Below are 17016 nucleotides of genomic sequence, written 5' to 3' on the forward strand. Positions count from 1 at the left end.
GCTTGGATCATGCTCGACGACGCCGCCTGGCTGGCCCTCACCGCGGCCCTCACCGTGCTCGGCGCGCTCTACACCGTGCGCGCGGGGCGCAAGCGCGGCTCGGCCGCCGCGGTCCGGGGCGTCGCGATCACGCTGCTGCCCCCGGCCGCCTTCCTCACCGGCACCCTGGAGCTGGTCACCGACGTCACCACCGCGACGGTGGACTGGGCCACCGGCCTGGTGTTCAACCCGTTCATGTGGTTCGGCCTGGTGCTGGCCGGCCTGTCCGTGGTGCTCTTCGGCGTCTCCTCCAGGATGTCCGGCCGGCAGCAGGCCCAGCAGCAGAAGAAGTCCGGGGGCGCGGTCTCCGCACCCGCCACCGGGAAGGGCCTGCCGCCGTCGAGCGGGCGGAAGGCGGAGCCGATCATCGACGACGACCTGGCCGACATCGAGGCCATCTTGAAGAAGCGGGGCATCACGTGACCGGCCAGGTTCCCTCCGACCCGCTGGCCCGCGACTTCGTCGCGCGCAACCGGCTGCGGCACCGGCTCGACGCGGCCGTCGCGGCGTACCCGCCGGCCGGCGCCACCCCGACCATGGTGGTCGACCTCGACGCCTTCGACACGAACGCCGGCGACCTCGCCAAGCGCGCGTCCGGCACCCCGGTGCGGGTGGCCACCAAGTCGCTGCGGGTGCCGGCCCTGGTCCGCCGGGCTCTGGAGGCCGACGGCTTCTCCGGGGCGATGGCCTACTCCCTGCGCGAGGCCCTGTGGCTGCACGAGCAGGGCATCTGCGACGACATCGTGCTCGGCTACCCGACCGTCGACGCCGGCGCGCTCGAGCGGCTGGTCTCCTCCCCCTCTGCGGCCGCGGCGATCACGCTCATGGTCGACGCGGCCGAGCACCTCGACGTGGTCGACTCGGTCCGTTCGTCCAAGGCGGTGTCGATCCGGGTCGCGATCGACGTCGACGCCGGGCTCCGCGTCGGTGGCCAGCACATCGGGCCGAAGCGCTCCCCGCTCCACGACGTACCCGACATCGTCGGCCTGGCTCGCACCGTCGCGGACCGGCGCGGGTTCACGCTGGTCGGGGTGATGACCTACGAGGGCCAGGTGGCCGGGGTGCCTGACGACGTACCCGGTCAGAAGGCCAGGTCGCTGCTGGTGCGCCGGCTGAAGTCCGCGTCCGTCGAGCAGCTGAAGGTGCGCCGACGCGAGATCGCCGACGCCCTCGGTCCGGTGGCGCCGCTGGAGTTCTGGAACGCCGGCGGCTCCGGGTCGATCGAGACGTCGTCCTCGGACCCGGTGGTCACCGAGGTCACCGCCGGCTCCGGCCTGCTGGTGCCGGGGCTGTTCGACCACTACCAGTCCTTCGAGCCGCGCCCGGCCGCGTTCTACGGGCTCCCGGTGCTCCGCAAGCCCACCCCTGCCATGGTCACCGTGGCCGGCGGCGGGTACGTCGCCTCCGGCCCGCACGGCGCCGATCGGCAGCCCCAGCCGTGGGCGCCGCCGGCGCTGCACCTGACCGGCCTGGAGGGCGCCGGCGAGGTGCAGACCCCGCTGACCGGGCCCGCCGCCGCCAGCCTCGGGATCGGTGACCTGGTGTGGTTCCGGCACGCGAAGTCCGGCGAGCTGTTCGAGCACACCAACGACGTGCACCTGCTGGCCGGCGACCGGTTCGTGGAGACCGTGCCGTCCTACCGCGGCGCCGGGCTCGCATTCGGATGACCGCACCGGTCACCTCGGCTCGGGCGATCCTCGACCGGGCGCGCTCGCGCGCGCCCACGCTCGGCAGCGGGCGCCTGGTGTGCGTGGACGGCCCGGCCGGCTCCGGGAAGACCACGCTGGCCGATGCCCTCGCCGAGGTCGCTGCCGAGGAGGGCGGGCCGCCGACCGTCGTGCACACCGACGAGCTGCTGCAGGGCTGGCGCGGCCTGCCCGGGCTGGCCGCCACGCTCGACGACGTCCTCCGTCCGCTCGCCGCCGGACGTCCGGGCAGCTGGCGGCGCTGGGACTGGCTGGCCGACGACTGGGCCGAGCGCCATCCCGTGCCCCCCGGCGGTCTGCTGGTCCTGGAGGGGGTCGGGTCGTGGGCGCGTCGGATCGCCGACCTGGTCACCGTGCTGGTGTGGGTCGAGGCGCCGCGCGACCTCCGCTTCGAGCGGGGCATGGCCCGCGACGGCGAGCAGATGCGTGCGCACTGGCAGCAGTGGATGGTCGACGAGGACGTGCTGCACGCCGCCGAGGGGACCCGCGACCACGCCGACGTCGTGGTGGACGCGGTGGGTCGTCCGGTCGCTCGCTGACTCGGACCTGGTCCACCGCCAGGCGCAATCGACCGGTCACGAACCGCATGCTCCTGCCGGGAATCGTTGCGGCTGGGGACCAAGCCGCACCGACTTCAGCCGAGCAGGGCACGCACCTCGCGCACGGCCTGGCGTGCGCGGGCACCATCGGAGCCCTGGATCCCCATGACCGGGCAGGTGGTGCCGTCGTCGAGGTCGAGGGTGGCCCAGGGCGCGCCGGGCGGCATGGAGATCCGCACCACCTGCGCCCACTCGAACTCCCGGCGCTTGTAGCCGTTGACGACGACCAACCGCCCGTCGTCCGCCACGACGCGGGAGCGCACCAGCGCGAACCAGGCCGCGAACGCCATCAGGCCCAGGCCGATCGCGGTGATCCGCTGGAACAGGGTGAAGGTCTCCTTCACCTCGGGCGGGAAGGTGATCCAGGCACCGGCGCACACGATCAGGAGACCGGCACCGAGGACGCCACCGGCGAGGCGTACGCCGAGGGGACGCCAGGTGTGGGGAAGGCTCACGCGGGGCTGGGGATCCGCCATCAGAGCCGGCAGGCGTGGATGTCGGTGAGCAGGATGCCGCGCGCCCCGAGCTCGTAGAGCTCGTCCATCAGCCGCTGGGCACCGCCACGCGGGACCATCGCCCGCACGGCGACCCAGCCCTCCCGATGAAGCGGGGAGACGGTGGGGCTCTCGATGCCGGGGGTCAGCGCGACGGCCTCCTCCACCCGATCGGCCGGCATGTCGTAGTCCATCATCACGTAGGTCCGGGCGACCAGGACGCCCTCGAGCCGACGCTTGAACACCTCGAACCCGTCCGGCACCGGCGCTCCGGCGCGCGTGATCAGCACCGCCTCGGAGTCGAGGATCGGGCCGCCGAACGTGGCCAGCCCGGCGGCGCGCAGGGTGCTCCCGGTCTCGACGACGTCGGCGATCACGTCGGCGACGCCGAGCTGGACGCTGGTCTCGACAGCACCGTCGAGCCGCGTGACCGTGGCCTCGATGCCCCGATCGGCGAGGAACCGCTCGACGATCCCGACGTACGACGTGGCGATGCGCCGGCCGGCGAGGTCCTCGATCTTGTCGTAGGCGCCGTCGGGACCGGCGAACCGGAACGTCGACCGGCCGAAGCCCAGCGAGAGCACCTCCTGGGCGTGCGCGCCGGAGTCGAGCAGCAGGTCACGGCCGGTGATGCCGACGTCGAGCGTCCCCTCCCCGACGTACAGGGCGATGTCGCGCGGGCGCAGGTAGAAGAACTCGACCCCGTTCTCCGGGTCGGCGAGCGCCAGCTCCCTGGTGTCGTGCCGCTGCCGGTAGCCGGACTCGTGCAGCATCTCGGAGGCGGACTGGGACAGCGAGCCCTTGTTGGGCACCGCGATGCGGAGGGGTGGCATGGGGTCCTCAGAGGTGGGAGTAGACGTCGTCGAGCGTGAGACCGGAGGCGATCATGAGCACCTGGGCGTGGTAGAGCAGCTGGCTGATCTCGAGGGCGGCGGCCTCCTTGCCCTCGTGCTCGGCGGCCATCCAGGACTCGGCGGCCTCCTCGACCAGCTTCTTCCCGATGGCATGCACGCCGGCGTCGAGCGCTGCGACGGTGCCGGATCCCTCGGGTCGGTTCTGGGCCTTGTCGTTCAGCTCGGCCCAGAGCTCTTCGAACGTCTTCACGGCCAGCAGCCTACGGCGTACGGCGGGCACGCCCGGCCCCGGTCTCAGGCCGGCCGGGCGGGCGTGGCCGATCTCTCTGTCCAGCCCCTTCGGTCGAGCCCCGTCAGTCCAGATAGCCGCGCCGGACCTGCTTGAGCAGGTGCGCGGTCTCGAGCGCGGCCGCGGTGGCCTCCCAGCCCTTGTCCTCCGAGGAGTCGGCCAGCCCGGCCCGGTCGAGCGCCTGTTCCTCGGTGTCGCACGTGAGCAGGCCGAAGCCGATCGGGGTGGAGGTGTCGAGCGCGACCCGGGAGAGGCCGTCGGTGGCCGCCGCGCAGACGTACTCGAAGTGGGGGGTGCCGCCGCGGATGACCACGCCGAGCGCGACCACCGCGTCGTACCCCTGCGCCGCCAGCGCCCCGGCGACCACCGGCAGCTCGAAGGACCCCGGCACCCGGACCACGACCGGCGCCTCGACGCGGTAGGCCTTGAGCGCCCGCTGCGCACCGTCGAGCAGGCCGTCCATCACCTGGTCGTGCCAGCTGGAGGCGACCACGGCGACCCGGAGGTCGTGGCAGTCGATCGGGGTCTGGTCGGGCGCTCCGGAGCGGCTCACGAGGGGATTCCTTCCGTGGTGGGCGGCAGGTCCTGGGCTGGGTGCGGGAGATCGGGCAGTGCGTGACCCATCCGGTCCCGCTTGGTCAGCAGGTAGGCGATGTTGTGGTCGTTGGGCCGCGGCGTCAGCGGCACCCGCTCGGCCACCGGGACACCGTAGTCCTCGAGGTGGGTGACCTTGTCGGGGTTGTTCGTCATCAGCCGGACGCTGCCGATGCCGAGGTCGCGCAGCACCTGGGTCGCCGTGCCGTAGTGCCGGGCGTCGGCGGGCAGCCCGAGGTCGAGGTTCGCGTCCACGGTGTCGCGGCCGCCGTCTTGGAGCTGGTAGGCCTGCAGCTTCGCGACCAGGCCGATCCCCCGGCCCTCGTGCCCGCGGAGGTAGACCACGACACCGCGGCCCTCCTCGACGATCCGCTCCAGCGCCTCGTCGAGCTGGGGCCCGCAGTCGCAACGGTGGCTGCCGAACACGTCGCCGGTCAGGCACTCGCTGTGCACCCGGGTCAGCACCGGCTGGTCCCCGCTCACGTCGCCGTAGACCAGCGCGATGTGCTCGCTGTCGTCGACGGTGACGGTGTAGCCGTACGCCGTGAAGTCGCCGTACTGCGTCGGCAGCCGGGTCTCGGCCACCCGGGTGACCAGGTGCTCGGTGCGGCGGCGGTACTTCACCAGGTCCTCGATCGAGATCATCGCCAGGCCGTGCTGGTCGGCGAACTCGCGCAGCTCCGGCGCGCGCTTCATGCTGCCGTCGTCGTTGACCACCTCGACCAGCACCCCGGCGGGGGTCAGCCCGGCCAGCCGGGCCAGGTCGACGGCGGCCTCGGTGTGGCCGCGGCGTACGAGCACGCCGCCCTCGCGATAGCGCAGCGGGAAGACGTGCCCCGGCCGGGTGATCTCCCACGGCTCGGTGGCGGAGTCGGCCAGCACCCGGGCGGTGTGGGCGCGGTCGGCGGCCGAGATGCCGGTGCTGACGCCGTCGCGCGCGTCGACGGAGATGGTGTACGCCGTCCGCATCCGGTCCTTGTTGTGCGGCGTCATCAGCGGGATCTCGAGCCGGTCCAGCATGTCCGCGGGCATCGGCACGCAGATCACGCCGCTGCTGTGGCGGATCGTGAACGCCATCAGCTCGGGCGTCGCCTTGCTGGCGGCGAAGATGATGTCGCCCTCGTTCTCGCGGTCCTCGTCGTCGACGACGACCACGGCCTTGCCGGCGGCAATGTCCTCGATCGCGCGCTCGACGGGGTCCAGTCGGACGGTCATGGGCTCTCCTTCGTCGAGGCGCCCAGGTGAGCGCCCAGCAGCTTCTCCACGTGCTTGGCGAGGACGTCGGCCTCGAGGTTCACCGCATCGCCGGGCTGCCGGAAGCCGAGCGTGGTGCGGGCCAGCGTCTCGGGGATCAGGCTCACGGTGAACGCGTCGTCGCGGGCCTCGACCACGGTCAGGCTGACACCGTCGACGGTGATCGAGCCCTTGTCGACGAGGTAGCGGTCGAGCCCGGCGCCTGCAGGGAGCGCCACCTCGACCACCTCCCAGTGCTCGCTCGGCTCGCGGCGCACGACCCGGCCGACGCCGTCGACGTGGCCCTGGACGATGTGGCCGCCGAGCCGCTTGTCGACGGTGACCGCGCGCTCGAGGTTGACCCGGTCGCCGGGGGCGACGCCGGCCAGCGAGGTCTTGTCGAGGGTCTCCTGCATGACGTCGGCGGTCCACACGTGGTCCGCGCCGCCCTCGCCGGGAGCCACGTCGGTGACGGTCAGGCAGCACCCGTTGACGGAGATCGAGTCACCGAGGTGGACGTCCTCCAGCACGGTGCTGGCGCGGATCGAGAGCCGGATCGCGTCGCCCTGCTCCTCGACGGCGGCGACAGTGCCGAGCTCCTCGACGATGCCGGTGAACATCAGGCTTCCTCCTCGACCGCCGGCGACGGTCTCATGGTGATGCGGACGTTGGTGTGGTGCGCGGTGTCGGTGCCGGGCAGCACGGTCACGTCGGTGACCTCGAGCTGCCGCGCGTCGGCCATGGTGTGAATGCCGAGATCGGCGACCGCATTCCGTCCGGCGCCGAGCAGCATCGGGGCGACGTACGCCACGACCTCGTCGACCAGGCCGGCCTCGAGGAACGCCGCGGCCAGCGTCGGCCCGCCCTCGAGGAAGACGTGCTGGCGGTCCTGGCGGTAGAGCGCGGCGAGCGCCTCGTGCGGGTCGCGGGTGCGCAGGTGCAGCGACGGGGCGCGGTCGTTGAACACCCGCTTGGTCGCCGGGAGGTCGCGCAGCCCCATCACCGCGCGCAAGGGCTGCTGCGGCACCGGCTGGTCGAGCTCGTCGCGGACGGTGAGCTCGGGGTCGTCGACGTCGATGGTGTTGGTGCCGACCAGCATGGTGTCGGCCAGCGCCCGCAGCCGGTGCGTGTCACGCCGGGCCTCCGGGCTGCTGACCCAGCGGCTGGTGCCGTCGGCCGCGGCGCTGCGCCCGTCGAGCGTGGTGGCGAACTTCCACGTCACGAACGGACGGCCGTGGTCCACCGCGAACGTCCATACGCGGTTGACGGCGCGGGCCTCGGTCTCCCGCAGCCCGTGCTCGACCTCGACCCCGGCCGCGGCGAGAGCGGCGCCCCCGCCCTCGGCGACCGGGTTGGTGTCGGGCTGGGCGAAGACCACGCGCCGTACGCCGGCGTCGACGAGGGCCTGCGCGCAGGGTCCGGTGCGCCCGGTGTGGTTGCACGGCTCCAGGGTCACCACCGCGGTCGTGCCGCGGGCCCGGTCTCCGGCCTCGGCCAGCGCGACCACCTCGGCGTGCGGCGCCCCGGCGCCGCGGTGGAATCCCTCCGCGACCTCCTGCCCGTCGGCGTCGAGCAGCACACAGCCGACGCGCGGGTTGGGTCCGAGGGGTACGCCCGGGGTCGCGGCGAGCTCGAGCGCGCGCAGCATCGCGCGGTCCTCGGCTGGGGTGAAGGCCACCTCTCGCTCCTCCGTCTCGGCTGCGTCCGTCTCGGCTGCGCCCCCGGCGTGGCCGGCGAAGCGCGTGGTCTGCGGCACTCGGCTCGCGGACGGAGAGGTGGCGGGAAGACCCGGGCCGGGTCGCGCGGACGTGCGCGGCACCGACCTTGCGTGGCTCTTCCCATCCGGACTTTGACCGTCGGTCCAGGAGTTCCACCTGGTCAACCGGTCACTGGCTGTGACCGGGTCGCGGACTTCTGAGCGAGGCGCCGCAGGGCGCTCGGTCAGTCACCGCCGGCTCGGAATTTCACCGACCCCAGAGCACGCGAGTTCGAGAACTCGTCTGCGCCCAGCCTGCCACAGCCGCCGCGCCGGAGCCATGTGACCCTGACCGCACTCCCCCTTCGTTGAGTTGCGCCTCGCGGCGGGGTGAGTCGCGCCCCGCTGCACATTGAGTCGCGCCTCGCTGCACGTTGAGTCGCGCCTCGCTGCACGTTGAGTCGCGCCCCGCTGCGGGTTGAGTCGCGCCTCGCTGGCATCGGCGCGCGCGAGGCGCAACTCAACGATCAGGCGGGCGCAACTCAACTGCGAGGGAAGCGCAACTCAACGAGACAGGGGTCAGCGGGGGTGGGCGGCGGCCTCGGCACGGGCGCGGAGGTCAGCGACCATGGCATCGGGGTCGTCGGCGGAGTAGACCGCGGAGCCGGCGACGAAGGTGTCGGCGCCGGCCTCGGCGCACCGCTCGATGGTCTCCAGCGACACGCCGCCGTCGACCTGGAGCCAGGCCTCGACGCCGTGCTTGTCCATGAGCTCGCGGGCCCGGCGGATCTTGGGCAGACAGAGGTCGAGGAACTTCTGGCCGCCGAAGCCGGGCTCGACGGTCATGATCAGCAGCATGTCGAGCTCGGCGAGCAGGTCCTCGTAGGGGTCGACGGGGGTGGCCGGCTTGAGCGCCATGCTGGCGCGCGCGCCCTGCGCCCGGATCTCGCGGGCCAGCCGGACCGGGGCCGCAGCCGCCTCGACGTGGAAGGTGACAGATCCACAGCCGGCCTCGGCGTACGCCGGCGCCCACCGGTCGGGGTCCTCGATCATCAGGTGCACGTCCATCGGCAGGTCCGTGGACCGTGCCAGCGACTCGACCACCGGCAGCCCGAGGGTCAGGTTGGGCACGAAGTGGTTGTCCATCACGTCCACGTGCACCCAGTCGGCGCTGCGGATCCGGCCCACCTCGGAGGCCAGCGCAGAGAGGTCGGCGTTGAGGATGCTCGGCGTGATCTGGATGCCCACGGCATGGATCCTCCCACGACGGGGAACGGGATCCGGCAACCACTCTCGGAAGGTCAGCCATGCCTGCACGACGCCCCCGCCCCCTGGCCGCGCTGCTCGGCCTCACCCTCACCGCCGCCACCGCGGCCGGCCTCGGCACCGGAGGCGCCGCGGCCACGGCGGCCGGGGAGCCGCAACCGCCGAAGACCCCCACGAGCGTCGGGTACGGCGGCGCGGTCAGCAGCGTCGACCCGTACGCCAGCAAGGTCGGGCTCGACGTGTTGGAGCGGGGCGGCAACGCCGCCGACGCCGCGGTCGCGATGGCGTCGGCGCTGGGCGTGACCGAGCCCTACTCGGCCGGCATCGGGGGTGGGGGCTACTTCGTCTACTACGACGCGCAGCACCGGAAGGTGAGCACCCTCGACGGCCGTGAGACCGCGCCGGCCGCGATGCCGAACGACGCGTTCATCGACCCGGCCACCGGCCAGCCCTACCGGTTCACGCCCGAGCTGGTCACCAGCGGCGTCTCCGTCGGCGTGCCCGGCACCCCCGCCACCTGGGAGGGCGCCCTCGACCGCTGGGGCACCTGGTCGCTGAAGGAGGCGCTGCAGCCGTCCATCGACCTGGCCCGCACAGGCTTCGTCGTCGACGACACGTTCCGCCAGCAGACGCTCGACAACAAAACCCGCTTCGACGCCTTCACCTCGACCCGCCAGCTCTACCTCCCCGGCGGCGACGCCCCGCAGGTCGGCTCCACGTTCCGCAACCCCGACCTCGCCGACACCCTCGCCGAGATCGCGAAGAAGGGCACCAAGGCGGCGTTCTACCGCGGCCCGCTGGCCCGCGAGATCTCCCGGGCCGTGCAGGACCCGCCGACGACCGACGAGACCACCCTCCCGGTGCCGCCCGGCTTCATGACCCGCGACGACCTCAAGCGCTACCGCCTGCTCGACCAGGCACCGACCCGGGTCGGCTACCGCGGGTACGACGTCTACGGCATGGCGCCGTCCTCCAGCGGCGGCTCCACCGTCGGCGAGGCGCTGAACATCCTCGAGAACTACGACCTGTCCGCGATGGACGACGCGGCCGCGCTGCACCACTACCTCGAGGCCAGCGCGCTCGCCTTCGCCGACCGCGGGAAGTACGTCGGGGACCCGGCGTTCGTCGACGTCCCGCTCGCCGACCTGCTCGACGACACCTTCGCCAAGGAGCGGGCCTGCGAGATCGGTGACACCGCGATGGCCAAGCCGACCGCGGCCGGCGACGTCGACGTCGACGACTACGACGGCGCCTGCGACGACCCGGCACCGAGCGCGAAGGAGGCCACGGACACCGAGAACATCTCGACCACCAACCTGACCGTGACCGACAAGTGGGGCAACGTCGCCGAGTACACCCTCACCATCGAGCAGACCGGCGGCTCCGGCATCGTCGTGCCCGGCCGCGGCTTCCTGCTCAACAACGAGCTGACCGACTTCTCGACGGTCTACGACGAGGACGACCCGAACCGGATCCAGCCCGGCAAGCGGCCGCGGTCCTCGATGTCGCCGACCATCGTGCTCGAGGACGGCAAGCCGTTCCTGGCGCTCGGCTCCCCCGGCGGCTCGACGATCATCACCACCGTGCTGCAGATGCTGTTCAACCACCTCGACCGCGGCATGACCCTGCCCGAGGCGATCGCCGCCCCGCGCGCGTCGCAGCGCAACACCGCGACGGTCACCGCGGAGCCGGCCTTCATCACGGCGTACGGCGACGCGCTGGAGAACACCTACGGACACGACCTGGTGCCGTCCGGCGACGGGCTGACCAGCGCCTCGGACATCGGCGCGGCCACCGCGATCGGGTTCGGGCCGAACGGCCTGCTGACCTCGGTGGCGGAGCCGAAGCGCCGCGGAGGAGGCGCGGCGTACGTCGTGACCCCGACCCCGTAGGCGGTCTAGCCCGGTCGGTCGCGGATGCGCGAAACCGTTCCCGGCGACTGCTCCTCGAGGCGCTCCCCCGGCCTAGCGTCGAAGGACCTGGTTCTGCGATCTCGAGGAGCAGTCATGAATCCAGCCCTGCCGTCCAAGCGACGTTCGCTCATTCTCCTCACGGCCTTCGCGGTCACCGTCCCGCCCCTGGTCACCGCCGTCCTCTCGTCGAGCGCCACCGGGAGCCCGAACCCGGCCCACGATCCCGTCCTGGTCGGGCGTGCGGTCCTCCCGTGGGACACGTTCGCCGGCCCACCACCGGCGGGCGCCTTCCTCGTGCCCGGCCCCGGCACCGTCAACGGCGTGCAGTTCCCGCTCCCGGCTCAGCCCGTGGAGGGCTTCTCCGCGATCGTCGACGGAGGGTCGCCGGGTGACCTGGTGGCGATGCCGGACAACGGGTTCGGCGGCAAGGCCAACTCCGTGGACTTCCTGATCCGCGCGTACTCCGTCCGTCCCCGGTACAAGACGGCCGGCGGAGGTCCGGGGACGGTCGAGGTCGGGGACTTCGTGTCGTTCCGCGATCCCGACCGTCGCATCGGCTTCCCGATCGTCCGGGAGGGCACGGCCGACCGCCTGCTGACCGGTGGGGACATCGACCCGGAGTCCCTGCAGCGAGGACGCCGCCACGACCTCTGGGTGGGCGACGAGTTCGGGCCGTGGATCCTCCACTTCGACGGGCGCGGACGCCTGCTCGACCCGCCGTTCGCCCTACCGGGGAACCTCATGTCGCCCAACAACCCGCACCTCGGGGGACGGCCCGCGACCCATCCCAACAGCCGCGGGCTCGAAGGCATGGCGATCTCCCCGGACCGGAAGTACCTCTACGCAGCACTCGAGGGCGCCCTGCTGACCGACGCGGACCCCAGGCGCCGCTTCGTCTACGAGTTCAGCACCCGACGTGAGGAGTTCACGGGCCGGGTCTTCGAGTACCGGACCGAGCAGCCGGGCCACTTCCTCTCCGACCTGCAGGCACTCGACCGGCACCGCCTCATCGCCATCGAGCGCGACGGAGGGTCCGGGCTGAACGCGCAGTTCCGGCGGGTCTACCGGGTCGACCTGCGGCGTACCACAGCCGACGGGTTCCTCGAGAAAGCCCAGGTGGTCGACCTCGCCGCGATCCCCGATCCGGACCTGGTGTCCCTGCCGCCGCTGCACGCCGGTGACGTCGGCCTCGGCGACCCGTTCCGGGTCACGTGCGAGTCGGTGGAGGCGGTCCACGTCGTCAACGGACACCGGATCGTGGTCGGGTGCGACAACAACCTGCCGAACTCCGGTCGCAACCCGGGACGGCCCGACGACAACGAGTTCATCGTCGTCGACGTGCCGCTGCGCGCCGGCGGAGGCTAGGGGTCGGCGGTCCGCAGGTCCTCGGCGTCCGCATAGTCTTCGGGCGGGACGAGGAAAGGCGCCGCATGATCGAGATCCTGAACCGCACCCGGCTGGCCCAGGCGAGGGACACCGGCGGCCTGGTCGCCGACATCCTGCAGACGCTGAAGGGACGGGCCACGGTCGGCACGAACCTCCTCGACATCGACCGGTGGGTCGCGTCCATGATCGCGGAGGCGGGAGCCGAGTCCTGCTACGTCGACTACGAGCCCTCCTTCGGGCTCGGCCCGTTCGGCCACCACATCTGCACGTCGGTGAACGACGCCGTGCTGCACGGACGGCCCTACGACCGGACGCTCGCCGACGGGGACCTGCTGACGCTCGACCTCGCCGTCTCTCGGGGCGGAGTGGCCTCGGACTCGGCGATCAGCTTCCTCGTCGGGGAGGCACGGCCCCAGGAGAGCGTCGCGATGATCGACGCGACCGAACGCGCCCTGGCCGCGGGGATCGCCGCGGCCCGGCCGGGGGCCCGCATCGGCGACCTCTCGCACGCCATCGGCACGGTCCTCGGCGAGGCGGGGTACCCGATCAACACCGAGTTCGGGGGGCACGGCATCGGGTCGACGATGCACCAGGAGCCGCACGTCTCGAACACCGGCCGGCCCGGGCGCGGCTATCCGCTGCGTCCCGGGCTGCTGCTGGCGCTGGAGCCATGGGTGATGGCGGACACCGCGGAGCTGGTCACCGACGAGGACGGGTGGACGCTGCGCAGCGCGACCGGCTGCCGGACGGCGCACAGCGAGCACACCATCGCCATCACCGAGGACGGAGCCGAGATCCTCACCCTGCCCAGTCAGGAGACCTAGGGCACGACCTCCGGGTCGGCCGGGGGCGCCTTCCCCTCGGCCTCGTCGCGGTCGGCCCACTCCAGCAGCGGGGTGAACGCGAAGACGTGGTCGTCGATGTCGGCGTGCAGGTCGCCGATCTCGGCGTATCGCTGCGGCACGGTGAAGATCGTGCAGTCGCGCGGGTCGACGTCGTCGATCTCGTCCCAGCGGACCGGCGTGGAGACGCGCGCGTCCGGCACGCCACGCACGGAGTACGCCGCCGCGATGGTGTGGTCGCGAGCGTTCTGGTTGTAGTCCACGAACAGGTGCTGCGGGTCGCGGTTCTTGCGCCACCACTCCGTGGTCACGTCGTCCGGGGCGCGCCGCTCGACCTCGCGGGCAAAGGCCAGGGCCCCGCGGCGTACGTCCTTGTGGCCCCACTCCGGCGGGATCCGCACGTAGACGTGCAGCCCCTTGCCGCCGCTCGTCTTGGGGTACCCGGTCGCCCCGAGCTCGTCGAGGATCTCGTGAGCGACGTGCGCGGCCCGGCGGACCGTGTCGAAGTCGGTGAGCGGGCCCGGGTCGAGGTCGATCCGCCACTCGTCGGGCTTCTCGGGGTCGTCGCGGCGGCTGTTCCAGGGGTGGAACTCGACGGTCGACATCTGCACCGCCCAGATCACCGACCCGAGCTCGGTGACGCACAGCTCGTCAGCGGTGCGGTTCCAGCGCGGGAAGTGCAACCGGACGGTCTCCACCCAGGGCGGGGCACCGGCCGGCAGCCGCTTCTGGTGCACCTTGTCGCCGGCCAGGCCCTTGGGGAACCGGTGCAGCATGCACGGGCGCTCGCGCAGCGCGTTGACGATGCCGTCGCCGACCGACAGGTAGTACTCGACCAGGTCGAGCTTGGTCGCCTCGCTCTCCGGGAAGTAGACGCGGTCGGGGTTGCTCACCCGGATCACGCGGTCGTCGACCTCGATCTCCACCGACGGGGACTTCATGGCCACGCTCAGCCCTTCGACTCGATCCAGGCGGCCACCAGGCCGCGGAGCGCGTCGGCCTTCGCGTCGAGGTCGTCCGGGTCGAGGAACTTCGCCACCCGGGACGTCTCGCCGGTGCCCTCGAGCAGCCCGGACGGGTCGGGAAGGGTGGCACCGGTGTGGAACATGAGCGAGACGTGCGCCTTCGACTTCGGGTAGAACGACGCAAGGTTGCCGCGGTACACGAACGTGGGCGCCTGCCACTTGACCGCCTCGGTCACCCGCTCGTCCGCGCCGAGAATCACCTCGCGTACCGCCTGCACGAGGTCCTTCTGCGGGTTGTCGTAGCGCTCGAACCAGGCGTCGACGTCGGGGTTGCGGTTGCCGGCCACGTCCCGACCCTAGCGGTCAGGACCTCTTCAGCAGGGCGAGGAACATCGCGTCGGTGCCGTGCCGGTGCGGCCAGAGCTGGAGGGTGCCGGGGAGCGGGCCGGCGGCGTCGGTGACCTCGGGCAGCACCGCGGCGGCGTCCACCTGGGTCACGTCCGGTCGGGCCAGCACCGGCGCCACCACGCCCGCGGTCTCGGCGAGCACCGGCGAGCAGGTGGCGTAGGCCACCACTCCCCCGGGCCGCGCCGACGCCAGGGCGCTGTCGAGCAGCGCCCGCTGGAGCGGCACCAGGTCGTCGAGGTCGGCCGGGGTACGGCGCCACCGGGCCTCGGGCCGCCGGCGCAGCGCCCCGAGCCCCGAGCACGGGGCGTCGACGAGCACCCGGTCGAAGCTGCCCTCGCGCCAGGCGGGACGGGTGCCGTCGGCGGCGACCACGCCGATCAGCCCGGCCGACGCCGACGCTGTGGTTCGGGCGACCAGCGTGGCCCGGTGCGGCTGTCGCTCGGAGGCGAGCAGCCCGGCGCCACGCTCGGCGGCCAGCGCGGCCAGCAGCGCGGCCTTGCCGCCCGGCCCGGCACAGAGGTCGAGCCAGCGGCGGTCGTCGCCCTCCACCGGAGCGTCGGCCAGGCCGATCGCCATCAGCTGCGAGCCCTCGTCCTGGACGCCGGCCCGGCCCGCGGCCACCGCGTCGACGGCGCCCGGGTCGCCCCCGGCCAGCTCGACGGCGTACGGCGACCAGCGGGTGTGCTCTCCCCCGGCGGCGACCAGCTCTGCCACGGACGCCAGCCCGGGACGCGCCACCAGCGTCACCCGGGGGGCGGCGTTGTCGGCGGCGAGCAGGTCGTCCAGCTCCGCGGCCCGGTCGCCGAGCGCCTCGGCCAGCGCCTCGACCACCCACGCCGGGTGGGAGTACGCCACCGAGGCGAAGCCGGTCGGGTCGGCGTCGGCGGCCGGCGCGACCCGGCGCAGCCAGGCGTCGAGGTCGCGCTCGGAGACCCGGCGCAGGACGGCGTTGGTGAAGCCGGCCGGCCCCTGCCCGACCTTGCCGCGGACCAGGTCGACGGTGGTCGAGATCGCGGCGTGCGGGGGCACCCGGGTGGCCAGCAGCTGGTGGGCGCCGAGCCGGAGCGCGTCGAGGACCTTCGCCTCCACCTTCGCGAGCGGCCGGTCGACGCAGGCGGCCAGCACCGCGTCGTAGGTCCCCTGTCGGCGGATGGTGCCGCTGGCCAGCTCGGTCGCGAACGCGGCGTCCCGGCCTGCCAGGCGGTACTGGCGGACCACCTGCGGCAGCACCAGGTTGGTGTAGGCGCCGTCGGCCCGGACCGCGGTCAGCACGTCGTACGCCGCGGCGCGCGGCGGGTCGACCGGCCGGCGCGGCGCCGGCTTCCGGCGGCCGCCGGGGCGAGCGCCCGAGGGGCGGGCCATCAGCCGTCCCGTTCGGCGAAGTACGCCTTCGAGAGCCGTTTCGGTGCCCGGGTGGCCCACGCGTCGGTGATGATCTCGGCCAGCTCGTCGCGGTCGACCTCGCCGAGCCGGGACAGCTGCACCAGCACCGCGTTGAAGCCGTCGAAGTGCGGGATCGTGAAGAACGGCGTCCGCTCGTCCTCGACCAGCATGATCTTGTCGTGCTCGGTCGGGGTGATGATGACGATCAGGTCGTCGTACATCTCCCCGCTCTCCGGGTCGATCGCGGTCTTGTGCGGCATGCGGTAGAGCAGGAATCCCTTGCCCTTCGGCCCGGTCGGCACCTTGTACGTCGGCCGGTCGCCCCACGAGATGCCGAGCTCGACCTCGGGCAGGCTCATGCAGATCGCGTCGACGTCGTCGGGGGTCGCCTTGCGCGCCATCAGCGGGCCCCGAACCGGGTTCCCGGCGGGAGTCGCACGCCACGGGCCCAGTCGGCCGCGGCCATCTGCTTCTTCCCGAACGCCTTGACCTCGCCGAGCCGGACCGCAGCGGTGGCGGTGCCGACGTGGACGGCGTTCTTCGAGACCGCGAGCAGCCCGGGCTCGAGCGGCGCGTGGTCGGGGTCGACGGTGACCGGGCCGACCTTGACCCGCTGTGGCTCCTCGCCGTCGAGCGCGAGCGTGCTCCAGGCGCCGGGCCCCGGCGTGCAGGCACGGATCCGCCGGTCGACGCCGACGGCCGGCTCGCGCCAGTCGACGTGGGCGTCCTCGACCTCGATCTTGGCGGCGTAGGTGACGCCGTCCCCGGGCTGTGGCCGGGCCTCGAGCGACCCGTCCGCGATGCCGTCGAGGGTGGCCACCAGCAGTCCGGCCCCGCCCTCGGCCAGCCGGCCGAGCAGGTCGCCGGCGGTGTCGGTGGGGCGGATCCGCTCGGTCATCACGCCGTACGTCGGGCCGGCGTCGAGCTCCTTGACGATCCGGAACGTGGTGGCGCCGGTGACCTCGTCGCCGGCCCAGATGGCGTGCTGCACCGGGGCCGCTCCGCGCCAGGCCGGCAGGCACGAGAAGTGCAGGTTGACCCAGCCGTGGACCGGGATGTCCAGCGCGGACTGGGGCAGCAGCGCGCCGTAGGCCACCACCGGGCAGCAGTCCGGCGCCAGCGCCGTCAGCTCGGCCCGGAAGGCCGGGTCGCGCGGGTGCTCGGGCTTGAGCACGGGGACGCCGAGCTCGGTGGCACGCTGGGCCACCGGCGACGGGTGCAGGTGTCGGCCGCGGCCCGACGGCGCGTCCGGGCGGGTGAGCACGCCCACGAGGTCGTGCGCGGAGGCGTGCACCGCCTCGAGCGCCGGGAGCGCGACCTCGGGGGTGCCGGCGAAGACGACCCGCACT

General features: G+C 73.0%; 19 protein-coding genes and 1 riboswitch. Of the genes, 6 read left to right on the forward strand and 13 right to left on the reverse strand.

Features of this window, described 5'->3' with window-relative positions; genetic code table 11:
* Positions 1 to 9 precede the first annotated feature (9 nt).
* Genes EKO23_RS10510 through EKO23_RS10520 form a run of 3 tightly spaced genes read left to right on the forward strand, consistent with a single transcriptional unit; the run spans position 10 to position 2284 of the window.
* Positions 10 to 462: a cellulose synthase gene (locus EKO23_RS10510; protein ID WP_134716958.1), complete on the forward strand. Its 453-nt coding sequence runs from the start codon at positions 10 to 12 to the stop codon at positions 460 to 462.
* Positions 459 to 1706, forward strand: coding sequence for an amino acid deaminase/aldolase (locus EKO23_RS10515; protein ID WP_246051014.1), 1248 nt, complete (start codon positions 459 to 461; stop codon positions 1704 to 1706). The genes EKO23_RS10510 and EKO23_RS10515 overlap by 4 nt, the downstream gene beginning before the upstream one ends.
* On the forward strand, positions 1703 to 2284 hold the full coding sequence (locus EKO23_RS10520; protein WP_134716960.1) for a uridine kinase family protein: 582 nt from the start codon (positions 1703 to 1705) through the stop codon (positions 2282 to 2284). The genes EKO23_RS10515 and EKO23_RS10520 overlap by 4 nt, the downstream gene beginning before the upstream one ends.
* Before the next feature lie 95 nt (positions 2285 to 2379).
* Here EKO23_RS10520 and EKO23_RS10525 read toward each other — a convergent pair whose 3' ends face one another.
* From EKO23_RS10525 to rpe, 8 genes are all read right to left on the reverse strand, one after another.
* Positions 2380 to 2799 carry a PH domain-containing protein gene (locus tag EKO23_RS10525; RefSeq protein ID WP_246051015.1) on the reverse strand — a complete coding sequence of 140 codons (420 nt, stop codon included), beginning with the start codon at positions 2797 to 2799 and terminating at the stop codon, positions 2380 to 2382.
* Positions 2800 to 2819: 20 nt separating this feature from the next.
* Positions 2820 to 3671: an ATP phosphoribosyltransferase gene (hisG, locus tag EKO23_RS10530; RefSeq protein WP_134716964.1), complete on the reverse strand. Its 852-nt coding sequence runs from the start codon at positions 3669 to 3671 to the stop codon at positions 2820 to 2822.
* 7 nt (positions 3672 to 3678) lie between these two features.
* On the reverse strand, positions 3679 to 3942 hold the full coding sequence (locus EKO23_RS10535) for a phosphoribosyl-ATP diphosphatase (protein WP_134716966.1): 264 nt from the start codon (positions 3940 to 3942) through the stop codon (positions 3679 to 3681).
* Between the two features lie 103 nt (positions 3943 to 4045).
* Positions 4046 to 4534: a 6,7-dimethyl-8-ribityllumazine synthase gene (gene ribH, locus EKO23_RS10540; protein WP_134716968.1), complete on the reverse strand. Its 489-nt coding sequence runs from the start codon at positions 4532 to 4534 to the stop codon at positions 4046 to 4048.
* Positions 4531 to 5790, reverse strand: a complete 1260-nt coding sequence (locus EKO23_RS10545) for a bifunctional 3,4-dihydroxy-2-butanone-4-phosphate synthase/GTP cyclohydrolase II (protein WP_134716970.1) — start codon at positions 5788 to 5790, stop codon at positions 4531 to 4533. Before EKO23_RS10545 ends, ribH begins: the two co-directional genes overlap by 4 nt.
* Complete coding sequence (locus EKO23_RS10550) at positions 5787 to 6428, reverse strand: riboflavin synthase (protein ID WP_134716972.1); 642 nt, start codon at positions 6426 to 6428, stop codon at positions 5787 to 5789. Before EKO23_RS10550 ends, EKO23_RS10545 begins: the two co-directional genes overlap by 4 nt.
* On the reverse strand, positions 6428 to 7456 hold the full coding sequence (gene ribD, locus EKO23_RS10555) for a bifunctional diaminohydroxyphosphoribosylaminopyrimidine deaminase/5-amino-6-(5-phosphoribosylamino)uracil reductase RibD (RefSeq protein ID WP_134717107.1): 1029 nt from the start codon (positions 7454 to 7456) through the stop codon (positions 6428 to 6430). The genes EKO23_RS10550 and ribD overlap by 1 nt, the downstream gene beginning before the upstream one ends.
* A 176-nt stretch (positions 7457 to 7632) precedes the next feature.
* A riboswitch (FMN riboswitch) is annotated at positions 7633 to 7794 on the reverse strand.
* A 289-nt stretch (positions 7795 to 8083) separates the two neighbouring features.
* Positions 8084 to 8752, reverse strand: coding sequence for a ribulose-phosphate 3-epimerase (gene rpe, locus EKO23_RS10560; RefSeq protein WP_134716974.1), 669 nt, complete (start codon positions 8750 to 8752; stop codon positions 8084 to 8086).
* A 59-nt stretch (positions 8753 to 8811) separates the two neighbouring features.
* Between rpe and ggt the strand changes: the two genes are divergently transcribed.
* The 3 genes from ggt (at position 8812) to map (ending at position 12893) form a co-directional block, all read left to right on the forward strand.
* Positions 8812 to 10662 carry a gamma-glutamyltransferase gene (ggt, locus tag EKO23_RS10565; protein ID WP_134716977.1) on the forward strand — a complete coding sequence of 617 codons (1851 nt, stop codon included), beginning with the start codon at positions 8812 to 8814 and terminating at the stop codon, positions 10660 to 10662.
* 114 nt (positions 10663 to 10776) lie between these two features.
* Complete coding sequence (locus EKO23_RS10570; protein ID WP_167880418.1) at positions 10777 to 12048, forward strand: esterase-like activity of phytase family protein; 1272 nt, start codon at positions 10777 to 10779, stop codon at positions 12046 to 12048.
* Positions 12049 to 12113: 65 nt separating this feature from the next.
* Positions 12114 to 12893 carry a type I methionyl aminopeptidase gene (map, locus tag EKO23_RS10575; RefSeq protein WP_134716981.1) on the forward strand — a complete coding sequence of 260 codons (780 nt, stop codon included), beginning with the start codon at positions 12114 to 12116 and terminating at the stop codon, positions 12891 to 12893.
* Here the strand turns inward: map and ligD are convergent.
* Genes ligD through fmt form a run of 5 tightly spaced genes read right to left on the reverse strand, consistent with a single transcriptional unit; the run spans position 12890 to position 17015 of the window.
* Positions 12890 to 13852, reverse strand: coding sequence for a non-homologous end-joining DNA ligase (gene ligD, locus EKO23_RS10580; RefSeq protein ID WP_134716983.1), 963 nt, complete (start codon positions 13850 to 13852; stop codon positions 12890 to 12892). The genes map and ligD overlap by 4 nt on opposite strands.
* Positions 13853 to 13860: 8 nt before the next feature.
* A complete protein-coding gene (locus tag EKO23_RS10585; protein ID WP_134716985.1) occupies positions 13861 to 14223 on the reverse strand; it encodes a DUF1801 domain-containing protein in 363 nt (120 codons plus the stop codon).
* Between the two features lie 16 nt (positions 14224 to 14239).
* Positions 14240 to 15646, reverse strand: coding sequence for an RsmB/NOP family class I SAM-dependent RNA methyltransferase (locus tag EKO23_RS10590; protein ID WP_134716987.1), 1407 nt, complete (start codon positions 15644 to 15646; stop codon positions 14240 to 14242).
* The gene (locus tag EKO23_RS10595) at positions 15646 to 16068 is read right to left on the reverse strand and encodes an MmcQ/YjbR family DNA-binding protein (protein ID WP_134716989.1); all 423 of its coding nucleotides are present in this window, start codon (positions 16066 to 16068) and stop codon (positions 15646 to 15648) included. Before EKO23_RS10595 ends, EKO23_RS10590 begins: the two co-directional genes overlap by 1 nt.
* The gene (fmt, locus tag EKO23_RS10600) at positions 16068 to 17015 is read right to left on the reverse strand and encodes a methionyl-tRNA formyltransferase (RefSeq protein ID WP_134716991.1); all 948 of its coding nucleotides are present in this window, start codon (positions 17013 to 17015) and stop codon (positions 16068 to 16070) included. Before fmt ends, EKO23_RS10595 begins: the two co-directional genes overlap by 1 nt.
* Position 17016: the final 1 nt, after the last annotated feature.

The organism is Nocardioides guangzhouensis, from assembly GCF_004519545.1.
Lineage (GTDB): Bacteria > Actinomycetota > Actinomycetes > Propionibacteriales > Nocardioidaceae > Nocardioides > Nocardioides guangzhouensis.